The sequence below is a fragment of the Bacillus sp. SN32 genome, from assembly GCF_002837495.1.
Taxonomy (GTDB): domain Bacteria; phylum Bacillota; class Bacilli; order Bacillales; family Bacillaceae; genus Bacillus; species Bacillus subtilis.
Genome location: NZ_PJCT01000001.1, coordinates 642,726 through 666,679, shown reverse-complemented (window position 1 = coordinate 666,679; position 23,954 = coordinate 642,726). Strand labels below are relative to the sequence as shown.

At 43.8% G+C, this 23,954-nt stretch carries 21 protein-coding genes, 1 riboswitch and 1 other annotated feature; all 21 genes read right to left on the bottom strand.

Going from position 1 to position 23,954, the window contains the following annotated elements:
* Window positions 1–88: 88 nt before the first annotated feature.
* Entirely contained in the window at window positions 89–1,393 is a 1,305-nt protein-coding gene (gene pyrP / locus CW370_RS03605; protein ID WP_024572187.1) for a uracil permease PyrP, read from the bottom strand.
* Window positions 1,394–1,566: 173 nt separating this feature from the next.
* The gene (gene pyrR, locus CW370_RS03600) at window positions 1,567–2,112 is read right to left on the bottom strand and encodes a bifunctional pyrimidine operon transcriptional regulator/uracil phosphoribosyltransferase (RefSeq protein WP_003232127.1); all 546 of its coding nucleotides are present in this window, start codon (window positions 2,110–2,112) and stop codon (window positions 1,567–1,569) included.
* 182 nt (window positions 2,113–2,294) lie between these two features.
* Window positions 2,295–3,206 (bottom strand): RluA family pseudouridine synthase, encoded by a 912-nt coding sequence (locus CW370_RS03595; protein WP_024572186.1) that lies wholly within the window; start codon window positions 3,204–3,206, stop codon window positions 2,295–2,297.
* A 1-nt stretch (window position 3,207) separates the two neighbouring features.
* Window positions 3,208–3,672 carry a signal peptidase II gene (gene lspA / locus CW370_RS03590; protein WP_003245047.1) on the bottom strand — a complete coding sequence of 155 codons (465 nt, stop codon included), beginning with the start codon at window positions 3,670–3,672 and terminating at the stop codon, window positions 3,208–3,210.
* A gap of 102 nt (window positions 3,673–3,774) precedes the next feature.
* Complete coding sequence (gene ylyA, locus CW370_RS03585; RefSeq protein WP_003245479.1) at window positions 3,775–4,149, bottom strand: sporulation-related RNA polymerase-binding protein YlyA; 375 nt, start codon at window positions 4,147–4,149, stop codon at window positions 3,775–3,777.
* A 144-nt stretch (window positions 4,150–4,293) separates the two neighbouring features.
* Window positions 4,294–7,059: an isoleucine--tRNA ligase gene (gene ileS, locus CW370_RS03580; protein WP_029946171.1), complete on the bottom strand. Its 2,766-nt coding sequence runs from the start codon at window positions 7,057–7,059 to the stop codon at window positions 4,294–4,296.
* 52 nt (window positions 7,060–7,111) lie between these two features.
* Window positions 7,112–7,338, bottom strand: a binding site (T-box leader).
* Between the two features lie 62 nt (window positions 7,339–7,400).
* Window positions 7,401–7,895, bottom strand: a complete 495-nt coding sequence (divIVA, locus tag CW370_RS03575; protein ID WP_003221468.1) for a septum site-determining protein DivIVA — start codon at window positions 7,893–7,895, stop codon at window positions 7,401–7,403.
* Window positions 7,896–7,988: 93 nt separating this feature from the next.
* Window positions 7,989–8,762, bottom strand: coding sequence for a YlmH family RNA-binding protein (locus CW370_RS03570; protein ID WP_024573496.1), 774 nt, complete (start codon window positions 8,760–8,762; stop codon window positions 7,989–7,991).
* Window positions 8,763–8,822: 60 nt separating this feature from the next.
* Window positions 8,823–9,095 (bottom strand): YggT family protein, encoded by a 273-nt coding sequence (locus tag CW370_RS03565; protein ID WP_010334177.1) that lies wholly within the window; start codon window positions 9,093–9,095, stop codon window positions 8,823–8,825.
* 6 nt (window positions 9,096–9,101) lie between these two features.
* Window positions 9,102–9,557, bottom strand: a complete 456-nt coding sequence (gene sepF / locus CW370_RS03560; RefSeq protein WP_014476753.1) for a cell division protein SepF — start codon at window positions 9,555–9,557, stop codon at window positions 9,102–9,104.
* A complete protein-coding gene (locus CW370_RS03555; RefSeq protein WP_014479734.1) occupies window positions 9,554–10,246 on the bottom strand; it encodes a YggS family pyridoxal phosphate-dependent enzyme in 693 nt (230 codons plus the stop codon). The genes sepF and CW370_RS03555 overlap by 4 nt, the downstream gene beginning before the upstream one ends.
* Before the next feature lie 6 nt (window positions 10,247–10,252).
* Window positions 10,253–11,089 (bottom strand): peptidoglycan editing factor PgeF, encoded by an 837-nt coding sequence (pgeF, locus tag CW370_RS03550; RefSeq protein WP_029946170.1) that lies wholly within the window; start codon window positions 11,087–11,089, stop codon window positions 10,253–10,255.
* Between the two features lie 162 nt (window positions 11,090–11,251).
* Entirely contained in the window at window positions 11,252–11,497 is a 246-nt protein-coding gene (locus CW370_RS03545; protein ID WP_003232153.1) for a YlmC/YmxH family sporulation protein, read from the bottom strand.
* Window positions 11,498–11,557: 60 nt separating this feature from the next.
* Window positions 11,558–12,859, bottom strand: a complete 1,302-nt coding sequence (gene ylmB / locus CW370_RS03540) for an N-formyl-4-amino-5-aminomethyl-2-methylpyrimidine deformylase (protein WP_101169578.1) — start codon at window positions 12,857–12,859, stop codon at window positions 11,558–11,560.
* A gap of 87 nt (window positions 12,860–12,946) precedes the next feature.
* Window positions 12,947–13,048: riboswitch (TPP riboswitch) on the bottom strand.
* 12 nt (window positions 13,049–13,060) lie between these two features.
* Window positions 13,061–13,855 carry an ABC transporter ATP-binding protein gene (locus CW370_RS03535; RefSeq protein WP_024572121.1) on the bottom strand — a complete coding sequence of 265 codons (795 nt, stop codon included), beginning with the start codon at window positions 13,853–13,855 and terminating at the stop codon, window positions 13,061–13,063.
* A gap of 147 nt (window positions 13,856–14,002) precedes the next feature.
* Entirely contained in the window at window positions 14,003–14,785 is a 783-nt protein-coding gene (gene sigG, locus CW370_RS03530) for an RNA polymerase sporulation sigma factor SigG (protein ID WP_009967190.1), read from the bottom strand.
* A gap of 139 nt (window positions 14,786–14,924) precedes the next feature.
* Entirely contained in the window at window positions 14,925–15,644 is a 720-nt protein-coding gene (sigE, locus tag CW370_RS03525) for an RNA polymerase sporulation sigma factor SigE (RefSeq protein ID WP_003221446.1), read from the bottom strand.
* A 62-nt stretch (window positions 15,645–15,706) separates the two neighbouring features.
* Complete coding sequence (spoIIGA, locus tag CW370_RS03520; RefSeq protein ID WP_014479729.1) at window positions 15,707–16,636, bottom strand: sigma-E processing peptidase SpoIIGA; 930 nt, start codon at window positions 16,634–16,636, stop codon at window positions 15,707–15,709.
* A gap of 194 nt (window positions 16,637–16,830) precedes the next feature.
* On the bottom strand, window positions 16,831–21,132 hold the full coding sequence (locus CW370_RS03515) for a bacillopeptidase F (RefSeq protein ID WP_101169488.1): 4,302 nt from the start codon (window positions 21,130–21,132) through the stop codon (window positions 16,831–16,833).
* A gap of 302 nt (window positions 21,133–21,434) precedes the next feature.
* The gene (ftsZ, locus tag CW370_RS03510; protein WP_003232167.1) at window positions 21,435–22,583 is read right to left on the bottom strand and encodes a cell division protein FtsZ; all 1,149 of its coding nucleotides are present in this window, start codon (window positions 22,581–22,583) and stop codon (window positions 21,435–21,437) included.
* Window positions 22,584–22,618: 35 nt separating this feature from the next.
* The gene (gene ftsA, locus CW370_RS03505; RefSeq protein ID WP_003232169.1) at window positions 22,619–23,941 is read right to left on the bottom strand and encodes a cell division protein FtsA; all 1,323 of its coding nucleotides are present in this window, start codon (window positions 23,939–23,941) and stop codon (window positions 22,619–22,621) included.
* Between the last annotated feature and the right edge of the window lie 13 nt (window positions 23,942–23,954).

Here is a 23,954-nt window from a genome sequence, read left to right as displayed (position 1 = left end):
CTCGGGGTATGGTTAAATAGAGGGCAGCATTGAAGCTTCCTTCTCTTCATAACCCTTCCAAGCCTCTCTGGACTTTCATTAAAAGGTTTTAGATATGATGTTCAGATGTGTCTGTCTGCTCTTCCTTCGCCTGCGGAAGAATCAGGTTTAAGATGACACCGACAATTGCGGCAAGCGCCATTCCTGACACTTGGAATCCGCCTTGAGACACTTGGATAAAAGCTCCTCCTACACCGATGACAAGGATAACTGATGTAATAATGAGGTTTCTGTTGTTTTCATAATCAATTTTGTTGTCAATCAGCATTCTCAGGCCGCTTGAAGCAATGATTCCGAACAGCAGGAAGGAGACGCCTCCCATGACCGCTGATGGCACTGAACTGATCAGCGCTGAAATTTTGCCTATAAAGCCGAAGCAACAAGCAATCACTGCCGCTCCTCCGATGACAAAGACGCTGAATACTCTTGTGATGGCCAGTACGCCAATGTTTTCTCCGTAAGTCGTTGTCGGCGGACCGCCGATCAGGGAAGCGAGGATTGTCGCCACACTGTCACCCATAATAGAGCGATGAAGACCTGGCTTTTTAATGAAATCTTGTCCGACAACCTTGCTCAGCACCATTTGGTGGCCGATATGCTCTGACATTGTGACAAATGCGACAGGAACCATTGCGGCTGCGATGCCGAGTGTAACTGACGGTGAATAATCTTTGAACGGAATGATAAATTCAGGCACTGCAAACCATTTCGCGTCAAGCACCGGCTGGAAGTTGACAATCCCTTGAGTAAGGGCGAACAAGTATCCGCCGATGATTCCGATCAGAACCGGAATCAGGCTTAAAAATCCTCGTAAAAAAATCGCACAAATAATCGTAATTGCCAGCGTAACTCCTGCGACACTAAAGTGCTTTAAGCTGTAGACCAACTCACTCGCGTTTGGATCAGCATACATCGCCATGTTTACCGCAGTGCTTGCCAGTCCCAGCCCGATGACGATAATAACAGGCCCTACGACTACAGGCGGGAGAATCTTCATCAGCCATCCTGTTCCAAGCTGCCTGATCAATAAGGCAATCAGCCCGTACACCAGCCCTGCAAGAAACGCTCCAACCATTGCCGCTCCTGGCCCGCCGGTCGCTTTTACCAGAATGATCGGAGAAATAAAGGCGAAGGACGAACCGAGATACGCCGGAATTTGCCCTTTCGTAATAAGAAGGTACGCCAGTGTTCCGATGCCGCTTGTCACCAACGCCACAGCAGGACTCATTCCGACGAGCTTCGGAACCAAAATGGTTGAGCCGAACATGGCAAACAAATGCTGAAGGCTGAATGAAACCCAAGAGAAAGGTGTCGGGACATCCCTGACCCCTAAATTTACTTTTTTCTTACTCATGATGATTTCCCCCTGATTGTTGACTTTCATTTTAGGATGACTCAATGACTGTATAAAAAAACCTCTTTGCTTTTTTACGCAAAGAGGCATACAAAGACCTGCCGAATACTTTTTGGGCCTTTGTTGTGCACCTCTTTGCAACCTCTCTGGATTGCCCTTAAAAAGGTGATCTATTATTCGTTTTCATAAATGGCGACGAGATCGTTTTGGTCTACCTCATCAAGCTGAACCATAACCTTTTCAGACTTTGATGTCGGGATGTTTTTCCCGATATAATCCGCTCGGATCGGCAGCTCCCGGTGTCCTCTGTCCACAAGCACTGCAAGCTGAATGGAGGAAGGTCTGCCTACATCAACAAGCGCATCCATTCCTGCTCTGACTGTTCTTCCGGTATACAGAACATCATCAACGAGAATGACTTTTTGATCTGTAATATCTACCGGAATATCTGCACCTTTTACAAGCGGTTCATCGTTGCTCGTTTTTTTGGAAAGATCGTCTCTGTAAAGAGTAATATCAATTTCACCGACTGTAACAGGATTTCCCTCAATCTGTTCAATGCGTTCCGCAAGGCGTTTTGCCAGGTAAATCCCTCTTGTCTTAATGCCGACAAGAATGCAGTTATTCATTCCTTTATTGCGTTCGATCATTTCGTGAGCAATCCTGGTCAGCGCCCGTCTGATTGCCTGTTCGTCGAGAATGACAGCTTTTTGATTCAATGTGTGACACCTCACAGTTCATATAGAAGAAAAAACCCCTCCTGCCAGAGCATAGAGGGGTTTTAGGACAAGGTGCGCGCCTGTACACGCATCCCGTCTATCCGTTATCCTTCTCAGCCTCTCTGGACTGTTTTAAAGAATCTATTCAGCTTCGTTTATTATTTCAGAAAAGAAACCCTCTGTCAACCGTTTTTTCTAAGGTTTTCGATTAATTCTGCCATATCCTCGGGAAGCGGCGCTTCAAATTCGACATATTCTCCTGTTCGTGGATGGTCAAAACCTAAAACTCCCGCGTGAAGCGCTTGGCCATTAAAGGCGATTGTTTTTCTTGGGCCGTATTTCGGATCGCCTGCTAATGGGAATCCGATATATTTCATATGAACACGAATTTGATGCGTTCTCCCTGTTTCAAGCTGGCATTCCACTAACGTAAAATCCTGAAAACGCTCTAGTACATGAAAATGAGTGACAGCGTTTTTGCCATCACGTGTCACAGTCATGCTTTGACGGTCTTTCTTATCTCGTCCGATCGGCGCGTCAATTGTGCCGTCATCGTGAGAAATAAGCCCGTGGACAACGGCCGTATATTTTCGCGTGACCGTTTTGTTCACCAATTGGTTTACGAGTGACTCGTGTGCCATATCATTTTTCGCCACCATTAATAAACCGGACGTGTCCTTATCGATTCTGTGAACAATACCCGGACGCATCACGCCATTTATACCCGAAAGGTCTGTGCAGTGAGCCATAAGGCCGTTTACAAGTGTGCCCGTAAGATGACCGGGTGCTGGGTGAACAACCATTCCGCGAGGTTTGTTGACGACCAGCACATCCTGGTCCTCATAATAAATATCGAGATCCATAGGTTCTGCCAAGACGTCGAGCGCTTCCGGTTCGGGTACAGTGACGGTCACCTGATCACCCGGCTGAATTTTATAATTCGCTTTCACCGCGCTTCCATTCACGACAACCTGTCCGTCTTTTACCCATTGCTGAACCTGGGTTCTTGACCAATCATTCTCAGTCGATGCCAAAAATTTATCAATCCGCTCACTTTTTTGTTCTTCTGAAGCGGTTATATCAATTTGATTCATGCTATTGCTCCTTTTTCTTTTTCCCGCTGTCCAACAGCATTTGTATAAATAAAAGCATTACGCCGACACATAGTGAAGAGTCCGCGATGTTAAATATCGGGTAATTGTAATTGACAATAATAACATGGATAAAATCCACAACTTCCTGTCTGACAGCCCGATCAATAAAGTTGCCGATAGCACCGCCAAGCATAAGTCCGAGGGCAACGCCAAGAAGCCTTTGTCCTTTTGTATAACGCTGTATGTAATAAACAATACCAATAATAACAGCGGTTGTTATGAGGTAGAAAAACCACATCTGACCCGCTAATATCCCCCATGCAGCACCCGTATTGCGATGGGAGGTGATATAGAATACCTGATCAATGATCGGAATGCTTTGGCCAAGTTCCATGTTCTTAACAACTAGCCATTTTGTCAATTGATCGGCTGCAATAATAAGTAGTGCAATCATATAATACAGCACAAACGTTCCTCCAGTTTACGGTTACTTTAATCCATTATGCATTTTATCAATAAAAAGCACTGGAGTAAAGAAATATCAGGCATATTAACCGGCCAGACACTGTTATTCATACAGTGCCTGACCATATTCGATATCCGTTGATTTCCATATCGGAAGCGTTTTTTTCTCAAATTGGACAGAATAAAGAAAATCGTTTGCTGTTCGGGCCGTCGGCAGCACTGCCAGCTTTGCAAGAGGAATGGGAGCCCCGGTTTCTTCACAGTATCCGAATGTGCCGTTTTCGATTTTGGACAATGCAAGGAGAACGTCTTGAAGTTCTTCTTTAATATGATAGATCAGAGTTGCTTTTTGTTTTTGATTGATTGCTGCTTGCGGGCTTGTAGAAACCTGAAAGCAAGAATACTCAAATAATCTGGACTGTAATTCTTCTTTCATCAGAAGAAGTTCCGTATAAATTGCGGTCAGTTGATCATTCATTCTTCACAACTCCTGCTCTTAACGTAGTATCTTTATTGTTGCCTGTGAATGATGATCTAAAGCCCATAAGATTTTTCCTGTCGTTCTAAAGGATGTCACTCTTGGCACAAAAAAAGCCCGGCTTTTAAGCCGGGCTCTTTTGCATTATTTTTGATAGTATTTTTCAACGATTTCAGCGTTGCGTAATGAAAGTGTAGGATATTTCGGATTTGCCCCTACATCTTTTGAAATCACACGAGATCTCTCACACATTTCGCCTTCAGCTTTCTCGACAGCGATTTTACCTGTCGCAAAGCTTTGCGCATCGTTCGGCGCTTCATTTTCTTCGCTGATTGTCAGTTCAGACACAATAAACAGCTGAGAAAGGTTTTCTTTTATGGAAGCCAAGAGCTCCTTGTTTTCTTTGTTTGGATACAATTTCAGGTTTGCTTCCAAAGATTTACCGATAATTTTTTCATTTCGCGCAGTTTCTAATGCTTTTAACACGTCATCACGAAGAGCCATAAAGCGGTCAAATTTTTCTTCAGTCGCTTCACTGTTTGGAACCGCGATTGTTTCCGGCATATCGGTCAGCTGAACGCTCTGCTCTTCAACAAATGTTAAATGAGACCACAATTCGTCTGCCGTATGTGGAAGGATAGGCGCTGAAAGCTTCACTAATGCAAGAAGCGTTTCGTAGAATACTGTCTGCATGCTGCGTCTATCCGGATGATCCGCATGCTCGATGTAGACAATATCTTTTGCAAAATCAAGGTAGAATGAGCTCAATTCGATTGTGCAGAAATTATGAATGCTGTGATACACAACCGCAAATTCGTACTCATCATACGCTTTTTTCACTTTATCAATCAGCTTGTTCAGCTTAATCAGCATATACTGATCCACTTCGCGAAGATCTTCGACAGCCACCGCATTTGTTTTTGGATCAAAATCGAAAAGGTTGCCGTGAAGGAAACGGAACGTGTTGCGGATTTTACGATATACTTCCGCAACCTGCTTCAGAATGGCGTCAGACACGCGAACGTCCGCCTGATAATCCACTGAAGATACCCATAATCTTAAGATGTCGGCACCAAGCTGTTTCATGACTTTAGCCGGAACAACAACGTTACCGATTGATTTACTCATCTTGCGTCCTTCTCCATCCAGTGCGAACCCATGGCTGAGCACACCTTTATACGGCGCTTTCCCTGTTACGGCTACTGCTGTAGAAAGAGAAGAGTTAAACCAGCCGCGATATTGGTCAGATCCCTCAAGGTATAGATCAGCCGGGCGAACGAGGTCATCACGTTCTTCAAGCACTGCTTGATGTGAAGAGCCTGAATCAAACCAAACATCCATGATATCCTGTTCTTTTGTAAATGTGCCGTTCGGGCTGCCAGGATGCGTAAAGCCTTCCGGAAGAAGATCCTTTGCTTCTTTTTCAAACCAAATGTTTGATCCATGCTGTCTGAACAATTCAGAAACATGTTCAATGGTTTCATCTGTAATAATCGGTTCTCCGTTTTCAGCGTAAAATACCGGAATCGGCACACCCCACGCACGCTGTCTGGAAATACACCAGTCTCCGCGGTCCCGAACCATGTTGTGCAAACGCTGCTCGCCCCATTCAGGAACCCATTTGGTTTCTTTAATGGCATCCAGCAGGTCTGATCTGAAATCTTTAATAGACGCAAACCATTGCGCTGTCGCTCTGAAAATGGTTGGTTTTTTTGTTCTCCAATCATGCGGATAAGAATGAGTAATGAATTCAAGCTTCACAAGTGCGCCTTTTTCATCAAGCTGCTGTGTGATCGCTTTGTTTGCATCATCATAAAACATGCCTTCAAAGCCAGGAGCTTCGCTTGTCATTACACCTTTTTCATCGACCGGGCAAAGCACATCTAAACCGTATTTTTGGCCGATGATAAAGTCATCTTCCCCATGTCCAGGCGCTGTATGAACACAGCCTGTTCCGGCATCAGTTGTTACGTGTTCACCAAGCATAACGAGAGAGTCTCTGCCATATAGCGGGTGTTCAGCGATAATGTTCTCAAGGTCTTTTCCTTTGACCGTTCTTGTCACTTCATACTGATCAAATCCGCATGCCGATGCAACATTTTCGACTAAGGCACTTGCTACGACAAAGCGGTCTTCACCTACTGCAATCACGCTGTACTCAAGATCAGGGTGCACTGAGATTCCGAGGTTCGCCGGAATTGTCCAAGGCGTTGTTGTCCAAATGATGATGCGCTCGCCGTTTTCAAGAACGCCTTTTCCGTCTTTTACACCAAAAGCGACGTAAATAGATGCTGAACGTTTATCTTGATATTCGATCTCGGCTTCAGCCAGAGCAGACTCACTTGAAGGTGACCAGTTAACCGGTTTAAGGCCTTTGTAAATGTAGCCTCGTTTTGCCATTTCACCAAATACGCGGATTTGCTGCGCTTCGTATTCCGGTTTTAATGTCACATATGGGTTTTCCCAGTCACCGCGGACACCAAGACGTTTGAATTGCTCACGCTGTCCCTCGATTTGCTTCCAAGCGTACTCTTCGCACAGTTTGCGGAATTCCGCTACTGACATTTCTTTGCGGTTGACCTTTTTGTTTTTTGTCAGAGCTGTTTCAATTGGCAATCCGTGTGTATCCCAGCCCGGCACATACGGTGCGTTGTAGCCGCTCATTGATTTATAGCGGACAATGAAGTCTTTCAAAATCTTGTTAAGTGCATGGCCCATATGGATATCGCCGTTTGCATACGGAGGTCCGTCATGTAAAACAAATTTCGGGCGGTCTTTCGTCCGTTCCTGAACAAGACGGTAGATATCTTCTTCCTCCCATTTTTTTTGAATGTCAGGCTCACGGTTTGGCAAATTTCCACGCATCGGGAAATCTGTTTTCGGCATTAAGAGCGTGTCTTTAAAATCCATTTTCATTCCTCCACTGCATTTTTTCAGAAAATAAAAAAAGCCCTCTCATCCCATAAGGGACGAGAAAGCTTATCTCGCGGTACCACCCTTTTAGAAAAAGCAAGCATACACTTTTTCCTCTTGAGCATCGTAACGTGATGAACGTCCTAACCTACTGTGAGTTCAGCAAGGAAACTAAAGGGCTGATCTACATGATTCCGGCCATCCCGGACTCTCACCATCTCCGGGTCGCTATGAAGGCCTGAAGGAAACATGACTGTCCCTTTCAACCGTTTTTTCATCTGAATTTATGAACGTATTATATTCGACAAGCTAAGAAAATGTCAAGATAATCAGAGAATTTATTCCTTTTCCTCAAATACAGCGTCGACTTCATACTCAAGGAGATGATCCCAATCGTCATTTTTCAGAAGATCAAGCTGAGCTTCAATCAGCATTTGGAAGCGTGTTCTGAACACTTTAGACTGTTTTTTCAGCTCTTCAATTTCCATTGCAATTTTTCTTGATTTTGATAACGATTCGTTGATAATGCGATCAGCGTTTTTCTCCGCTTCCCGAACAATCAGCTTTGCCTCTTTTTGAGAATTGCGTTTTACGTCTTCAGCCGCTTCTTGAGCAACTAAAATTGATTTATTCAATGTTTCCTCAATATTGGCAAAGTGTCCGATTCTTTCATCTAGCTCATTGACTTTCGCTTCAAGCTCAGTTTTCTTGCGGAGAACAATTTCGTAATCTTTTCTGACTTGGGCTAGGAATTCATTTACTTCATCTTCATCATATCCGCGAAAACTTTTTGTAAACGTCTTGTTGTGAATATCATTTGGCGTTAATGGCATGATGCCACCTCCATTTTTACATTTCAGTACGGTTATCTAGTTCACATTATAAAACAAATTTCGCACAGATGGAGAAAAAAACTGAAAAACCGACTATTTTTGTCGTTCAAACGTAACTCTCCATTTGTCTTTTTTGGTTTTCCCTTCGATTTTTGTTAAGCTGCACCGGCCAAAACCTCTGATTGACAGCATGTCCCCTTCCGCGACTATGTATGAAGGATCTTCAACCACCTTCCAGTTCACTTTCACAAGGCCGTTTTTCACAAGCGTCTGTGATTTCTGGCGGGATTGCCTGCTCATAGAGGCGCAGACGGCGTCAAGCCTTAAAGAAGAAACCGTGTCATCTCTTATTTCGACATCAACTGCTGGAATGTTAAGGTCTGACAAGTCGATTTTCTCTAGGCTGACCGCCGCTTTGCCTGCTTGGGTCAGCTGTGCAGCCACAAAATCAGCGGTATCGGCTGAGACAATCAATTGCACTGCTGTCTCAGAAAACACGATGTCACCGAATTTTTGCCGCTTTAATCCTATGCCCATTAATGCACCAAGCAGAGAACGATGATCTACTGAGACAAACTTGTCAGCATAACGGACGTTAAACGCCTGCAATTCAAAATCCGATACTTCCGGAGTAATGTACTCTGGATACAGAATCGCCCGTTTCCGCTCCGCTCTGTCATAGCCGCCGGAAAAAGCAAGCCCGACGTCAGCCTGTCCCGTAACAGCAGAGAGGATGACCTGCTCTCGGGGGTCTAAAAAGTCGGTCAGCTTCATCCGGTACTGCTCCTGGACAATTCTTTTCCATTCGAGCGCCTGATCAATAAAGGCCCGCTCGTCTTTTCTGAAGTGCTGATATATATCGCTCATCGTCTTTCCCTTCTATGTAAAGAGGCTTGGCTGCTGCCAAGCCCCTATCAAACTGTCACATTAAAACGCAATCATGCGATAAAGTCCCCACAAGCCGGTTGTCGCAAACCGAAGCACAAGTATTGCTACGATTGGTGAAATATCCAGCATTGCAATCGGAGGGATGATTTTTCTGAATGGTTCGAGATATGGTTCACAAATCGAAGCCAAAAACCGCCCGACTCCTGTTTCCCTCGTACTCGGCACCCATGACATAAAAATATATATGATCAGGGCAAATGAGTATATTGTGATTAATAAGCTTAAAACCGAAAAAACTTGATAAAGGATCATCTCGCTTTACCACCTCTGATGTTCGTCTTCAGATATGAGCTCAGAAATTGTGCCTGATACATCTACGTTGTCAGGCGTGCAGAGGAAAATATCTGAGCCGATTCTTTGAATATCGCCGCCGATGGCATAAACGGTTCCGCTTAAAAAGTCAACAATCCGCTTCGCCTGGTCATGCTGTATCCGCTGAAGATTGACGACAACTGCCCGCCGGTTCTTCAAATGGTCGGCTATTTCCTGCGCCTCCGCATAAACGCGCGGCTCACTCAACACCACTTTAGAGGATTTCTGAACACTTTGCAAGCTCACTACATTCTGTTTGCCTGCAGGTTTATTCCCCGTATAAGCCGGCTTTTCTTTTTGCTCATGCTCCTCATGAGATTCCCGCTCTGTCTCAATATATTCATATTCGTATTCTTCATCTTCCATTGAGAAAAAGTTTTTCAGTTTATTTTTCATACTCATTGCTGTACACCCCCTGTTTCATTTCCGACTAACGATGAGCCGATTCTAATATAAGTAGCTCCTTCTTCAATTGCAATTTCAAAATCATTTGACATGCCCATCGACAGTTCAGTACACGGAGCGTTCGGCTGGTTCAGCTTCTGAACCTGGTCACGGAGTTCTCTCAGCGACCTGAAACAGCTTCTGATCTGATCTTGATCATCAGTCAGCGGAGCCATTGTCATCAGTCCGGCAACAAGGATATGTTCGAAACCGGAAAGCTCCTGTATGAATGGAATGACTTCTTCTTTTTTCATGCCGTGTTTAGAAGGCTCAAGAGAGGTATTGACCTGCACAAAGCATCGTACAGTACCTTCAGCCCGTTTTTCAATTTCTTTCGCTAATGAGAGCCGGTCTAGGGAATGGATATAGGAAACCGCATTGACGACAGATTTTGCTTTTCTTGATTGCAAACTGCCGATAAAATGCCATTCCGGATTCCCTTTCATCAATTCCTGTTTGCGGAGCAGTTCCGCATCCCGATTCTCTCCGAGGCAGGTGATGCCAGCATCTACTGCCTCCTGTGCTCTTTCAGGTGATACATATTTTGTGACTGCAATAACCGTAACTTCATCGGAGCTGCGGCCCGATCTGTTACATGCTTCGTTTATTCGTTCGTTTATATGTCGTAAATTATCAACAACACGCAAGATCTTTTATGCCTCCTTCATTCCGATAAAGGACATCATCCGTCCAGTTTTCCCCTGATCGCGGCGATGAGAATAGAAAAGAGACGGCTCGCTTTCCGTGCATAAACCGCTGACAGAAATTTGTTCACTTGCCAAACCGCTGTCCATCAGTATAAGACGGTTCAGCTCTTTCAGATCAAGCTGATATTGTGCCTTTGCCGTCTGATTGGCGGCAAGGTCTGCTGAAACCGGCAATGCACGGACAGCATCCATGACGCGGTCGTCTACCGTATAGCATGCACCGCTGATAGACGGGCCAATAACAGCGTAAATATCTGAGGGATTTGAACCTTCCTTCTCAGTCCATTGCTTCACCATTTCTCTGCCAATCTGTTTGACGGTGCCTTTCCACCCGGCATGGGCGACTCCGACAAGCGACTTAACCGGATCATAAAAGAAAAGAGGCACACAATCAGCAAAGCATAATGCTAAAAATACATTTTTTTCATTTGTATAGAGCCCGTCCGTTGCTTTTAGAGCCGTGTGATACTCACGGGCGCCTTTTCCCCTATCCCTCTGCGTCACTTTCTGAACGCGATTATCATGTGTCTGATCAGCGAATACCCAAGACTGCAAATCAGTATTAAACATATCGGCAATATATTCACGATTTTTAACTACATCTGCATCTTTGTCATGAACGTGCAATCCTGTATTTAACGATTCAAAAGGCTTTTGGCTGACACCGCCGTTTTTTGTCGTAAATCCGGCAATGACCTCTTTGTTGTTTTGATTCGTTTGAGCCCAGTCTTGTATCATGAGTGTCGAGGGTGTGGTAAGACTGAATGGGTGATATGTATTCATGATGATCCAACCTTTCGACAAACATTTAAAAAAGCGGAATTTCCCACTTATTTTACCACATCTTACTGCATTCGTTGAGCGCCGATTTGCATATTTCTAAATGAAATGTGCCGGAAGAATCGAGACTTCCGGCATTTGCCAATCTGCGGCAGACAAGCAGGTTTATGCATGCGGTTCACTTAATCGGACTAAGATTACATCTTCCCCGATTTTTACTATATTTCGCCATGGAATGACCAATTCCTCTTCTTTTCCAAAAAATCCGAGAACTTTCCCATTTCCTCCGAGTATGATCGCCTGAATTTTTCCAGTAGTCACATTGATATCAATATCACCAATACTCCCCAGCTTTTTTCCGTTTGAGACATTGACGACATCCTTTACCTGAAATTCTGAAATGCTGATCATTCCATCACGTCCTTTTTCCGTCCTTTTGTTCAAGTATATGAACGGGCAGGCTGAACCTTGTCAGCAAGAAGAAATTTTCATGTCATTGTTCTTTTTCCGGCTGCACCAGCTGATGATAAAATTGAGTATAATTTTTGTATACTCTACTAGCTGCTCAATCGATACCTTCTCGTTCACAGAGTGTGCATTGTGCAGATCTCCAGGACCGTATATTACGCATGGAATACCGGCATCATACAGCCATCCGCCATCTGTAACTGATTGAGAAACGTCAATAACTGGACACTCCCGTTTCACTTTCTCATGAGAGGCAGTTAGCGCTAAGACGCCTGGGTGGCCAGGGTCAACTTCCAATGCCGGAAAAATTTCTCCTCTGTCTTCTATCATAGATGAGCCTCCCCACTTGAATACAGGGCGGTTTTCCCTAAGCCAAATATCACTGTCACTCAGCCGATTGACGTAATCTTCTATTTCCTCTGCCACTTGGTCATGGGTTTCATTCGGATAAAAATGGACTGTGATCCACAGCCGGCATTCGTCCGCTATAAAAGCCGCATGTCTGCAGCCTTCTATAACTGCCGGGTTAATCGTATTTGTGCCGGGTTTAAAACCGGGATAACTTTTCATAATAGACCAGTGGCGCTCAAGTTCACCGAGCCCCGCAATGATTTTTGCCATTTTTTCAATTGCGCTTGCTCCGAATGTTCCTCCGCCTGCATGAATCATATTCCGTCTCGTTCCATCATGAAATGTTTGACTGCTTTTGATTTCGATCCAGCCTGTAATGACACCGCCTTGGCCTTGAATATGCATATCGCTCGTATCCGCGACAATTGCAAAATCAGCGTGGTAGCCCCTCTTGCAGCATTCAAGTGTGCCGGCCTCTCCAACTTCCTCCCCAATAACCGATTGCAGAATCAGATCACCTGGAAGCTCAATGCCGGCTTCACGAATTAATTTGACAGCAAACAGCACACAAGCCATTCCGCCCTTCATATCGGAAGCGCCTCGCCCGATTAAGAGACCGTTTTTTTCAATGGGATGAAACGGATCGTGCTTCCATTCTTCATCCTCTTTTACCTCTGCCACATCTACATGACCATTGATAATCAGGCTATAATAATCTGCTGAATCTGTTCCCTTTAGCTTGCCGACAACATTGGGATCTCCAGGGTACACATCCCATTTGTCGATCGAGAATCCCAATTCATTTAAAAATCCCGCAATCCATGACTGAATGCCCTCTGTATTTCTTGCAGGCGGAGCGGGTGTTTGATAAGAAATCAGTGTTTTAGCAAGCTGAATAAGCTCCTCCTTTTGTTCTTCCACTTTTTTTTGCAAAGAGTCTATTTGTTGATCCAATGTAAATCCGCTCCTATTCTTTAAAATCAAAAAAGCCGTTTCAAATGTGATGAAACGGCTTAATAAAAACAAACGGAGTCCGATGTACTCCGCTTTTCACCGCTTCCCTCCGCTGGCATGATCCAGATCAGGTCAAAAGGGTTGAGACAAAGTCTCTCTCAGCTTCGTAAAGCACCCCTAGGATGAATCTATATATGTTTGTCAGGCATTCGTTATCGGCTCAGCTCTTGTTAAAAACGGCCGATCCTGATTCCATAATACATGGATTGGCGTATCAAAAAAAGCGGAAAGTATTTGATCAGTAAGCATTTCCTTTATTTCTCCGGATCCAAAGACCTCTCCCTGTTTTAATAAAAGGGCTTTATCAAAGACAGGCAAAATTTCTTCAGCATGATGAGTCACATAAAGGATAGATGGTGCATTTTCTTTGTTTGCAATGTATGTAATCGTATCTAACAACTTTTCCCGGGCAATAAAATCCAGCCCTGTGACTGGTTCATCCAGTATCAGCAACTCCGGATCGGCCATTAGTGCTCTAGCAATCAACGCTCTTTGTTTTTCCCCTTGAGAAAGGGTTTCATAGCGGCGATCGGCATATTCAATTGCTCCCAAGTCCTCTAACAAACCAATCGCTTTTTCCCTGGTTTCCTTACTTGGCGTTTCATATAACCCAATCGAAGCGTAAGCTCCGCTCAAAGCAATTTCAAAGGCTGAATCTGCCGGATACAATTTTTGCTGAAGAGCTGCTGAGACGAGGCCAATTTTACGTCTGAGCTTTTCCCCAAGCTCTGTTTTGCCAAATTCATGGCCAAGCACCTGCATCTCGCCTGATGTTGGAAAATAATAAGAGCAAAGCATATTTAACAGCGCTGTCTTCCCGGCTCCATTTAGGCCATAAAGCACCCAATTTTCCTTTTCTTCCACCTTCCAATGAATATCTCTCAGTATCCATTTCCCATTCCGTTTTAGTGAGACATTGTCAAGCTTCAAAATCATCGTGGTCCTCCTCTTTATTGCCTTTTATAATTGTTTTAATTTTCATAAAACTTTGTACGAACTAGGATACCTTACTTTTTCCAAAACGTAAACCATCCGTAATCAATAGAAAAGCCTTTAAAACAACATCGTTTTAAAGGCTTTTCATTATTGATGAATATTTTTATTCATTTGTTTGATAGCCGCTTTTTCAAGTCTAGACACCTGTGCCTGGGATATTCCGATTTCTTCGGCGACTTCCATTTGGGTTTTCCCTTGGAAGAATCGCTTTCTCAAAATCATTTTTTCCCTATCATTCAGCCTTCTCATGCCCTCTTTTAAAGCCAGCTCTTCAATCCATTGTGAATCTGTGTTACGCTCATCACTGATTTGGTCCATCACATAGATCGGATCTCCGCCATCGTTATAGATCGGTTCAAATAGAGAAACCGGATCCTGGATGGCATCAAGCGCAAATACTATTTCCTCATGCGGTACTTCAAGAACTTTTGCGATGTCTTCTGCAGTCGGCTCCTTGCTTGTCTCACTGATTAACCGCTCTCTTACCTGAAGCGCCTTGTAAGCGATGTCCCGGAGTGATCTTGAGACACGGATCGGGTTATTATCGCGTAAATACCTGCGGATCTCTCCGATAATCATAGGTACAGCGTATGTTGAAAACTTAACATTGTGGCTTAGGTCAAAATTATCAATGGATTTCATTAGTCCGATGCAGCCGACTTGAAATAAGTCATCAACATACTCCCCTCTGTTATTAAATCGTTGAATGACACTTAAGACAAGACGCAAGTTCCCGTTTACAAGCTTTTCTCTTGCTGAATCATCGCCTTCATCCTGCAGCTGCCTAAACAGCTTTCTCATCTCTTCATTCTTGAGTACTGGTAATTTGGAGGTATCCACCCCGCAGATTTCGACTTTATTTCTCGACACTTTTTTCCCTCCCTACAGGAGCTGCTGTACAACGTTAAGTATCTCCTTGGGTGGGAAAAATATGCACTGCACTCAGACCGAAAAACTGTCGAAATCAGGAAATCCCTGTAAAATCAAGGGGTTCTAACCATAAAATTTTTTACACCATTTTGTTGAACTCTTTTCTCAATCTTTTTATAATTCTTTTCTCAAGCCGCGAAATATAAGACTGAGAAATCCCCATCATATCCGCTACATCCTTTTGGGTTTTTTCTTCTTCACCGACAAGCCCAAACCGCAGCTCCATGATTTGCTTTTCTCTCTCATTAAGCTGTTCAAGCGCTTTTTTCAAAAGCTTTTTATCGACGTTAGCTTCTATGTCTTTAGTGATGATGTCATCGTCAGTGCCGAGCACATCAGAAAGCAAAAGCTCATTGCCGTCCCAATCAATATTAAGCGGTTCATCAAAGGAAACCTCTGAACGGATTTTGTTATTTCTCCTCAGATACATCAGGATTTCATTTTCTATACATCGGGAGGCATAGGTAGCAAGCTTGATTTTCTTTTCTGGATTGAATGTATTCACAGCTTTGATTAGACCGATGGTACCGATGCTGATTAAATCCTCTATATTAATTCCCGTATTTTCAAATTTACGGGCGATATATACGACCAGACGCAAATTGCGTTCAATTAAAATGGCGCGCGCCGCCTGATCGCCGTTTGGGAGCTTCATTAACAAAACCTGCTCCTCATCTTTAGATAATGGAGGCGGCAAGGCTTCACTCCCGCCTATGTAATAGACTTCATCACTTTTCAGCCCAAGTTTCATCAGCAGCTTATACCAGAGGTGCGTCAACCGTAATTTCAGTTTTTTCATCTTCCTCTCCCTTCTAAATGTCACGCCGTTTGAGTATGATAAGTAACGGACATTTGCGAACATTATGAAACGTGTTTGACAGCCTTGCCCGAAAGCATTTTCGGATGAATAATCGCGTCAAACTCTCCATCTGCCGACAGCTTTGTTGTGCTGATGCCGATTAAACATTTATCTGCAGAAATCATTTCTTCTTTTGTCATAATCGTTACGTGATCCGGTTTAACGCATAATAAAAATTGATTTTGCTGACCAACTCCCCTGTATGGAATCAATCTCATTTTATCTAAAAAGCGAAAGGAATCATCGAGCTGTTCGATGGCTTCCAATGGGTCTGTGTTTCGAATGATCATCGTTTCGGCTGTTCCGAAAATCGGCTCCAGTTTATCAATGTAAATGATCATTACTGGTGTTTTTGTAAGAGGATCGTACAGCTGATTACCGGAATCAATCAGGCCTCTGACATGAAGTGTTTGGCTGCCCAAATCTGCCTGGACGCTGACTCGTTCCTCATATTGAATGTTTTTTGTTTCAATATCTTCAATTCTTCTTTTAGAAAAAAACCATAATGCTGGAAAGCCAGCAACAATAAACAACCAGCTGATCGGGTCTCCAAACCCTGTTTGATTGGTAATCATGACACCGTTTTGAACAATAGAATTTGACTGCAGCAAAGAATGGGCTCCGATAATTCCTCCCCCCATTAAAAAAGTGGCAAAATAAAAGGAAAACAAATTTTGAAAGAAAAACCGAAATCTTTTAAAGCCAAATGTCACCACCACAATCACAACTGAAAAAGCTAGCTTCCCAGCCGGATGTTCAACAATCGGCGAAAAAGGAGTAAACATCAAAAGGACAATACTGGAACCGATGAACGCTCCGCCTACCAGTCTTCTTTTTTTTACATGCCGTTTTAAAATAAATGCCGTGAGCAAAAGCAAAAGTGCATCAAAACAAAAGTTTAACAGCCAAATGACATCTAAATAGATTTTCACATCTGACTCCTTTCTTTCTTGCCTCACGCTGTTCCCCTTCTTGCTTCATAAGTATAAAGCAAGCTCTGTGGGAAAGTCTGTCAATTAATGTTGAGAGGAAAATACAATTTTTCAGGGAAATCTGCTTAATTTGTCGAGGAAGTGTAATGAGAGGATATATAAAAAAGCTGCCAATGACGGCAGCATTTTTCCACTTAATTTTCTGTGTTGATATTAAGTTTTCCATTCGCAGTTTTTCTTGTTTCATTTCCATAATCATCTCTTACGATCACTTCTACTTTTGCTCCTTTTGCTTTAATAGAAGAAGTGGCTGTCCAATAGCCTTCATATCTTCCCGGAGAAATTTCTCTTAACGGGAGTTCGGTGGCGTTTTGCACACTCGCTCTTGCATTTGTCAACGGCATACGAATGATAAACGTTGCATCTAAATCCTCAGCGCTTGAGAAAGCGATTTTCACAGATTCACCGGCTTTTAAGTTTTTATCCTCTCCCGGAATTAAGCCGGAAATGACAGGCTTGTCAAAGTTGACATCAATGACAGCCTTTTTCGTCGTTTTGTTGCCTGCTAAGTCTGTAGCAATCACCTTGATTTCATTGCTTCCATTCTCCAAAAGAATTCGGGCTGAGTATGAACCATCAGTTATTGTTGCTTTTTTGCCATTCACCTTGACGTCTTTCAGATTATCATCGGATACAGCCCCTTTGACAGTCAGCGTTTCTTTATTTGTTTTCCCGCCATCCTTTGGAGTGTCCAGCGTTAACTCAGGCTTTTCTTGATCAAGCGTGACCGTGATTGGGCTGGAGGCATCTGTTATTCCGTTGTCAGTTGATGCAGTTGCCGTCAGCTCATTTTCACCTTTGTTGAGTGTGATGCCTGCATGGAACGTGCCATCCGCAGCAGCTTTCGTTTCTCCTGCCTCTTTCTCTCCATTATAAATGTGTACCTTTGTACCAGGAGAAGCGTTTCCTTTTACAGTGACGCTATCCTTATTTGTGTATGATTTGTCTGTCGGTGAAGTAATCTCAGGTACAGCAGCTTCATAATTAACTAATGCGCGAATCATATAGTTGCCGTCTGCTTCGTCACCCGGCTCCCATTGTCCACCTATATACTGCCAGTTGCGGCCGGAATTCTTGCCGGTTTCATCCATTGCCAGTCCAGGTGAATACGGGTCAGGTTTCGACTGGATATATACGAGATAAAAGTCTTTATCGACCATAATCCCTTTTGAACTGAGATCTACCTTAGTCCACTCGCCATTGCGAAGAGCTTCAGCGTTAAATGGCCCGGCAATTTTCTTGCCCGGTGCTCCGTCTTTTCCTGTAGCATCGTATACCTCAACCTTAAACTCTGTGCCGCCGGGATCAGGGAACTCTGTATCCCAGAATCTGAACAGCCCTCCTGTAAGCATGCCTTTGTCCTTGCCGTCAGCGAGCGTCATTTTTACCGCCCATCCGTTACCGGCAGCAAAATAGGAATTGGCATTCTCCGCCGTTCCGTCATCATATGCAATTTCACCCGGATAACCGACGAAAGGCTTCAATGCAGTTTCTTTTGTAACATCACCTTTTAACTCAACGGAAAATTCATCACTGTAATAACCCGGTGCAGCGACTTTAATCGTATAAGCGCCTTCATAGGCCTCCAGCGTATATTCACCTTTATCGTTTGTCATAGCCGGTTCCACCGCAGCATCCTCTACAACATAAACGGAAGCGCCTTTTACCGGCTCTCCTGTCGTTTTATTGATGACCGTGCCTTTTAATGTGCCCTTCTTCATCTCTTCTAACGTAAAATTAGCTTGTGTCGTCTGATCCGTCTTTAAAGACACTTTTTGTGTTTTCGACTGATAACCATATGCTTCTGCCATAAGCGTATAGTCTCCCGCTTTGTGCTTCAGCGTGTACTGCCCTGTGGATTGATCTGAATATGTTGATTTTCCTGTTTCCACTACACTGACTTGTGCCCTGAGCGGCAAAACTTGAGGCTGTATAGCCTTGTTCTGATGTTTTACCGCTGTGTTTGCAGATGGCTTAGCCTTTTTCGGATTTACTGGCTTTTTCTTTTGCTTTCCAGACGGCTTTTCGACGCCCAGCTTATTCTTTTTGACTGTTTTTCCGGCTGATTTGTCAGAAAGCACTACATCATCAATGTACCAGCCCTCTTTTGCAATGCTTTCATCTGATTGAAGGTTAAACATCACTTGAATGTTTTGGCCTTTATAAGCCGATAAATCAATTTCTTCTTCCGTCCAGCTTGATGTCTTTCCGTTATAGACACCAGCCTGCTCCCAATTCTTTTCACCTTCCGGAAGAACAAAAACGTAGCCGTAATCAAAATCATCCTCTAAATTGTGCCAGCTTTTAAATTGAAGAAACAAACTTCCTGAATCAGGTACTTTAACAGGAGGCATAACAAGGTTCATGTTTGCTGAGTTGGCATAATTTCCTGTCAAATTCGTTCCATATACTTTTTCTCCGGATGCTGCTGTATTTGGGCCAGTTGACGGAACTCCCCATTCCCAGTTATTATTTGTTCCGCTCGCAACCCAGCCGCCGGGTGCAGTTTCAAAGTCCTGCTTATATCCCGCCGTGATGCTTGGTTTCACTGTTACATCGTATATGTCAGACGAAACCACATGACCGCCAAAATCGTGAATCATCCACTTATAGCTTAGTTTAGTTCCTTTTATATCTGGGATCTCTGCCTGATACGTTCCTTTTAGATGATCACCGCTGATTCGTTTAGCCGTTATTTCTGTCCATTCACCTTGATCAAGCTTGTAGGACAGCTTTACAGATGTCACACTCACATTGTCTTCAGCTGTCAATGTCAATGGCAGGCTGCCGCCTTCATAGGCTTCAGTTACTTTCTCATGCTGATAGACAGGAGGCTCTTGGTCATCCCCCTCTACAGAAACTTGTCCTTCCGCTTTCCCTAAACCATCTGTAACAGCGGATACAGCATCAAAAGCATTCACCAGACCATGGCCATATCCGTTATTCGGTGAATCAGGAAATGTTGAATCCGTGAGCGGTTCAGCCGTGCTGGTTAATATATCCTCCATCTCATCAACAGAAAGTGAGGCATTCGCCTGTTTTAGCAGTGCAGCAACAGCGGATACATGCGGCCCTGCCATTGATGTGCCGTCCCATCCATCCTCATATGTCTGACCGGGAACGGATGAACGAATATTTACGCCCGGTGCAGATATTTCCGGCTTTGTTTCATCATATGGAGATGGCCCTTGAAGAGAAAAGTCAGCGAGCTTTTTATTGATATCAGTCGCTCCAGTTGCAAACGATTCTGGATAGTTTGCCGGATTTGCGATAGAACCAGGCCCGCCGGGAATAAAGAGATCCGTATTCCCCGCTGAAAACTCTGGGAAAATATCGGCCGCACGCCAGGCATTGACCATGTCTCTGTACCATTCATCAAGTCCAGAGCCCCCTCCCCATGAGTTATTGACAACATCAGGAGCCATTTCCGGGTGGGGATTTCCTTCCGCGTCCTTTGGTGCTAAAACCCATTCACCAGCTTCCAAAATGTCAGCATCAGTGCCGCCATCTTCAGAGAACGCTTTAACAGCAATCCATTTTGCGCCAGGCGCTACACCGATTTGATTTGTTCCATCAGGTTCAGAGCCCACCATCGTGCCTGTCACATGGGTTCCATGAGCCAAATCATCATAAGGGCTTGCCTCTCCTGCTACGGCATCATACCAGTTCATTTCATTTTCAGGCTCATTAGGATTTTCCGGATTATATCCGCGATATTTCTCTTTTAATGCCGGATGATTCCATTCCACCCCGGTATCAATGGACGCAACAACCGTGCCAGTTCCATCATATCCAAGTGCCCAAGCTTTTGGGGCATCGATTTGGTCTACATTCCATTCCACACCGTCAGTTGCTTTAATAGCTTTCTGTGCTTTTTTCATATTAAATGGGGAGGATGACTTAAAAAGCTGCCGTTTCTCATTAGGAAGCACCTTTTCCACTTCGGGAAACTGCGCCACTTTTTCCATAACCTCTTTTGAGGCATGAACAGCAATCCCGTTCACCACATAATAAGAATGAATTTGGTCTGCATTTCCTTTATCTTTCTGGGTGTTCAAGTATTTTAGGACATCTTGCTGGGATTCATCGGCTGTGACTTTTAAAGATGACACAACAGCAGAACGCTTTTGATATTCCGTCTTAGCGGCAGACAGCTTCTTCGATTTCGCTTTTTTAACAGCCGCTTTTGCCGCTTTTTCTGTGTTAGCCTGATCTTTAAATTTAATCAGAAAAGTCGTCTTTTCTTTCTTTTTAAAGCTTTTCTTTAATGAACTCGAAATCTTGTTTTGAATGGATTCCGCAGATTGAAGCTCCTTTTTAACAGAAGGTGAGGTGACTTTACTGCTTGCCCCGGCTGCTCCCGGAAACAGCAGTGAACTGATGACAACTGTACTTAAAACAGAGCTGATGAGTCTGTTTTTCGTTTTTTTCTTCATTTTCATCCCCCTTTTTCAACATGCTTTTTAAAAAAAGTGTCGTCCCTCCTTTTAATAATGAATGGTTTGTCAGAACATCGCTGTATATTAACTGTAGACAATCTGAATTACAGATATTGTCGTTTCATGTCATTCAATTTCCATATATATGAAAATGATAAAAATGTCACAAAAATAAATAGGTCTAATTATCTTTTTTGTTACTAAGCGAAGGAAGCAATAGGGAAAAAGACTTTATAAGAAGGAAAGTGCGAAGAGAAAAGCAAAAAAGGACAAAATCGAAAACGATTTTGTCCTTTACATTAGCCGCGTTTATTACGGTTTCTTAAGAATGTCGGGATGTCAAGCGTATCATCAGCCGGCTGTGAAGTATGACGGCTTACTGTATTCTGCTGCTGAGGCTCCTCACGTTTTGGCTCACGCTTCGGAACACTTTGGTTGTGTGTTTTGATGCTTTGATTTAAGCTTGGACGCTGAGGCTTCGTCACGTCCTTCTCTTGTTCGATAAAGCCGGTTGCAATCACTGTCACCACAATCTCATCTTTTAGATTTTCATTAATAACAGAACCGAAAATCATGTTTACGTCTTGATCAGATGCCGAAGCGACAATGTCTGCTGCTTCCTGAACCTCATATAGGCTGAGGTTAGTTCCCCCAGTGATGTTCATGAGGACACCTTGCGCACCGTCAATGGCCGCTTCAAGAAGCGGGCTGGAAATTGCTTTTTTTGCTGCCTCTGCCGCGCGATTTTCCCCAGTAGCAATACCGATACCCATCAAAGCAGATCCTTTGTTTGACATGATTGTTTTCACATCAGCAAAGTCAAGGTTGATAAGACCAGGTGTAGCAATCAAGTCAGAAATACCTTGAACCCCTTGGCGAAGTACGTTATCCGCTTCACGGAATGCTTCAAGCATCGGTGTGTTTTTATCAACAATTTCAAGGATACGGTCGTTCGGGATCACGATCAGTGTATCCACCGCTTCTTTCATTGCCGAGATTCCGCCTGCAGCCTGAAGCTGTCTTTTGCGTCCTTCGAAGGTAAACGGTCTTGTCACAACGCCGACAGTTAATGCGCCTAAGTCTTTCGCGATTTGTGCGATAACCGGTGCGGCACCTGTTCCTGTTCCGCCGCCCATACCAGCTGTCACGAATACCATGTCAGCACCTTTAAGTGCTTCTTCAATCTGCTCTTTGCTTTCTTCAGCGGCTTTTTTCCCAACTTCCGGATTCGCACCTGCTCCCAATCCTCTAGTCAGCTTTGCGCCGATTTGCATTTTCACTTCTGCTTTTGACAGGTTAAGAGCTTGAGCGTCCGTGTTTACCGCGATATACTCTACTCCTTGCACTTCATTTTCAATCATTCGGTTAACGGCGTTGTTTCCGCCGCCTCCTACTCCGATTACTTTAATTGATGCTAAGCCGTCTATGTTTGTTTCGAACTCCAACATGCTAAATCCTCCTAATCTGCCGAATGACTATCTATCTATTCCCAAAACATGCTTAATAGTTTTTTCATTTTGCTCTGTTTATTATGTTCGGCTTGTGTTTTTTGTTTTCCTTTTGGCCGCTGCTGCACCTCATTTTGGTGATGATGCTGCTCTTGTTCCTCAGATGATGAGACTGCGATTTCCTGTATCGCTTCTTCAGGCATCTTAAAGCCTATTTTTCTGCCTTGGATTCTTGCATTCCGGCAGGCGAATTGGATCAGGCCCACTCCCGTCATATATTGAGGATCTCTTACACCGATATAATTCGGGCTTGCCACTCTGACATTGTTTTGCAGCACATCCTGTGCCAAAGACATGACACCCGGCATAGCTGCTTGTCCTCCTGTCAGCACGAAGCCTCCCGGCAGATCGGTAATTCCCATACTGCGAAGCTCTTCTGAAACAATTTCAAGAATTTCTTCTACTCTCGCTTCAATGATATTCGCTGCTTCTTGCTGTGTAAATGTTTGTTTTTGATTGGTGCCTATAACGGTTACCTCAAAAATTTCATCTTCCGAGGCTTCGTCATAGTAGGCATGTCCAAATTGCTTTTTCACGCGTTCTGCTTCTTCTGTTGACGTTCTCAATCCGATGGAGATATCTTTGGTGATATTTTCGCCTCCGAGAGGAATGACACGGGTAGAAGTGAGATGTCCGTTCTGGAATACGGCAATGGTTGTTGACCCTCCCCCTATATCAATGAGAGCCACACCAAGGTTTTTCTCGTCCTTTGATAATGCAGCAGAACCGGCTGCCAGCGGCTGAAGGCAAATATCAGTTATTTCAATACCAGCTCTTTCAACGCAGCGGAGTAAGTTATGTAAGATTGTTTTTGAACCGGTGATCAAGGTGCCCTCTACTTCTAAACGCACACCCAGCATTTTTTTCGGGTCGGTGATTTCATCTCTTCCATCTACGATAAACTGTTTAGGAATGACGTCAACAATCAGCTGTTCGTGCGGTACTGAAACAACCTGTGCCGCTTCCATGACACGGCGTACATCTTCAACCTGAATTTCTTTATTTTCACTGGAAACTGCTACAACACCGTTTGTATCTTGAATATTGATATAATTTCCATTAACGCCGACAATAGCTTTTCTAAGCGGAAAACCTACCATTCTTTCAGCTTGGTCAAACGCTTTTCTTATAGAATGAACGGTCTCATCTATATCAACGATTGAGCCTTTTTTCAACCCTTCAGACGGTACATTTCCCACACCGATAATATTAAGGGAATCATCTGTCATTTCTCCGACGATCACTTTTGTATTGGACGTACCGATGTCAAGACTGACGTAAAGTTCATTGTTGTTCATTCTATGGCACCTC

Coding starts and splice junctions, on each gene's coding strand:
- pyrP (WP_024572187.1), bottom strand. CDS start 1,393: ATGAGTAAGAAAAAAGTAAATTTAGGGGTCAGGGATGTCCCGACACCT.
- CW370_RS03595 (WP_024572186.1), bottom strand. CDS start 3,206: ATGAATCAAATTGATATAACCGCTTCAGAAGAACAAAAAAGTGAGCGG.
- ylyA (WP_003245479.1), bottom strand. CDS start 4,149: ATGAATGATCAACTGACCGCAATTTATACGGAACTTCTTCTGATGAAA.
- ileS (WP_029946171.1), bottom strand. CDS start 7,059: ATGGATTTTAAAGACACGCTCTTAATGCCGAAAACAGATTTCCCGATG.
- divIVA (WP_003221468.1), bottom strand. CDS start 7,895: ATGCCATTAACGCCAAATGATATTCACAACAAGACGTTTACAAAAAGT.
- CW370_RS03570 (WP_024573496.1), bottom strand. CDS start 8,762: ATGAGCGATATATATCAGCACTTCAGAAAAGACGAGCGGGCCTTTATT.
- CW370_RS03565 (WP_010334177.1), bottom strand. CDS start 9,095: ATGATCCTTTATCAAGTTTTTTCGGTTTTAAGCTTATTAATCACAATA.
- sepF (WP_014476753.1), bottom strand. CDS start 9,557: ATGAGTATGAAAAATAAACTGAAAAACTTTTTCTCAATGGAAGATGAA.
- pgeF (WP_029946170.1), bottom strand. CDS start 11,089: ATGAATACATATCACCCATTCAGTCTTACCACACCCTCGACACTCATG.
- CW370_RS03545 (WP_003232153.1), bottom strand. CDS start 11,497: ATGATCAGCATTTCAGAATTTCAGGTAAAGGATGTCGTCAATGTCTCA.
- CW370_RS03535 (WP_024572121.1), bottom strand. CDS start 13,855: ATGATTTTGAAGCTTGACAATGTCTCACTAAAACGGAATGGGAAATGG.
- sigE (WP_003221446.1), bottom strand. CDS start 15,644: ATGAAAAAACTGAAATTACGGTTGACGCACCTCTGGTATAAGCTGCTG.
- CW370_RS03515 (WP_101169488.1), bottom strand. CDS start 21,132: ATGAAGAAAAAAACGAAAAACAGACTCATCAGCTCTGTTTTAAGTACA.
- ftsZ (WP_003232167.1), bottom strand. CDS start 22,583: ATGTTGGAGTTCGAAACAAACATAGACGGCTTAGCATCAATTAAAGTA.
- ftsA (WP_003232169.1), bottom strand. CDS start 23,941: ATGAACAACAATGAACTTTACGTCAGTCTTGACATCGGTACGTCCAAT.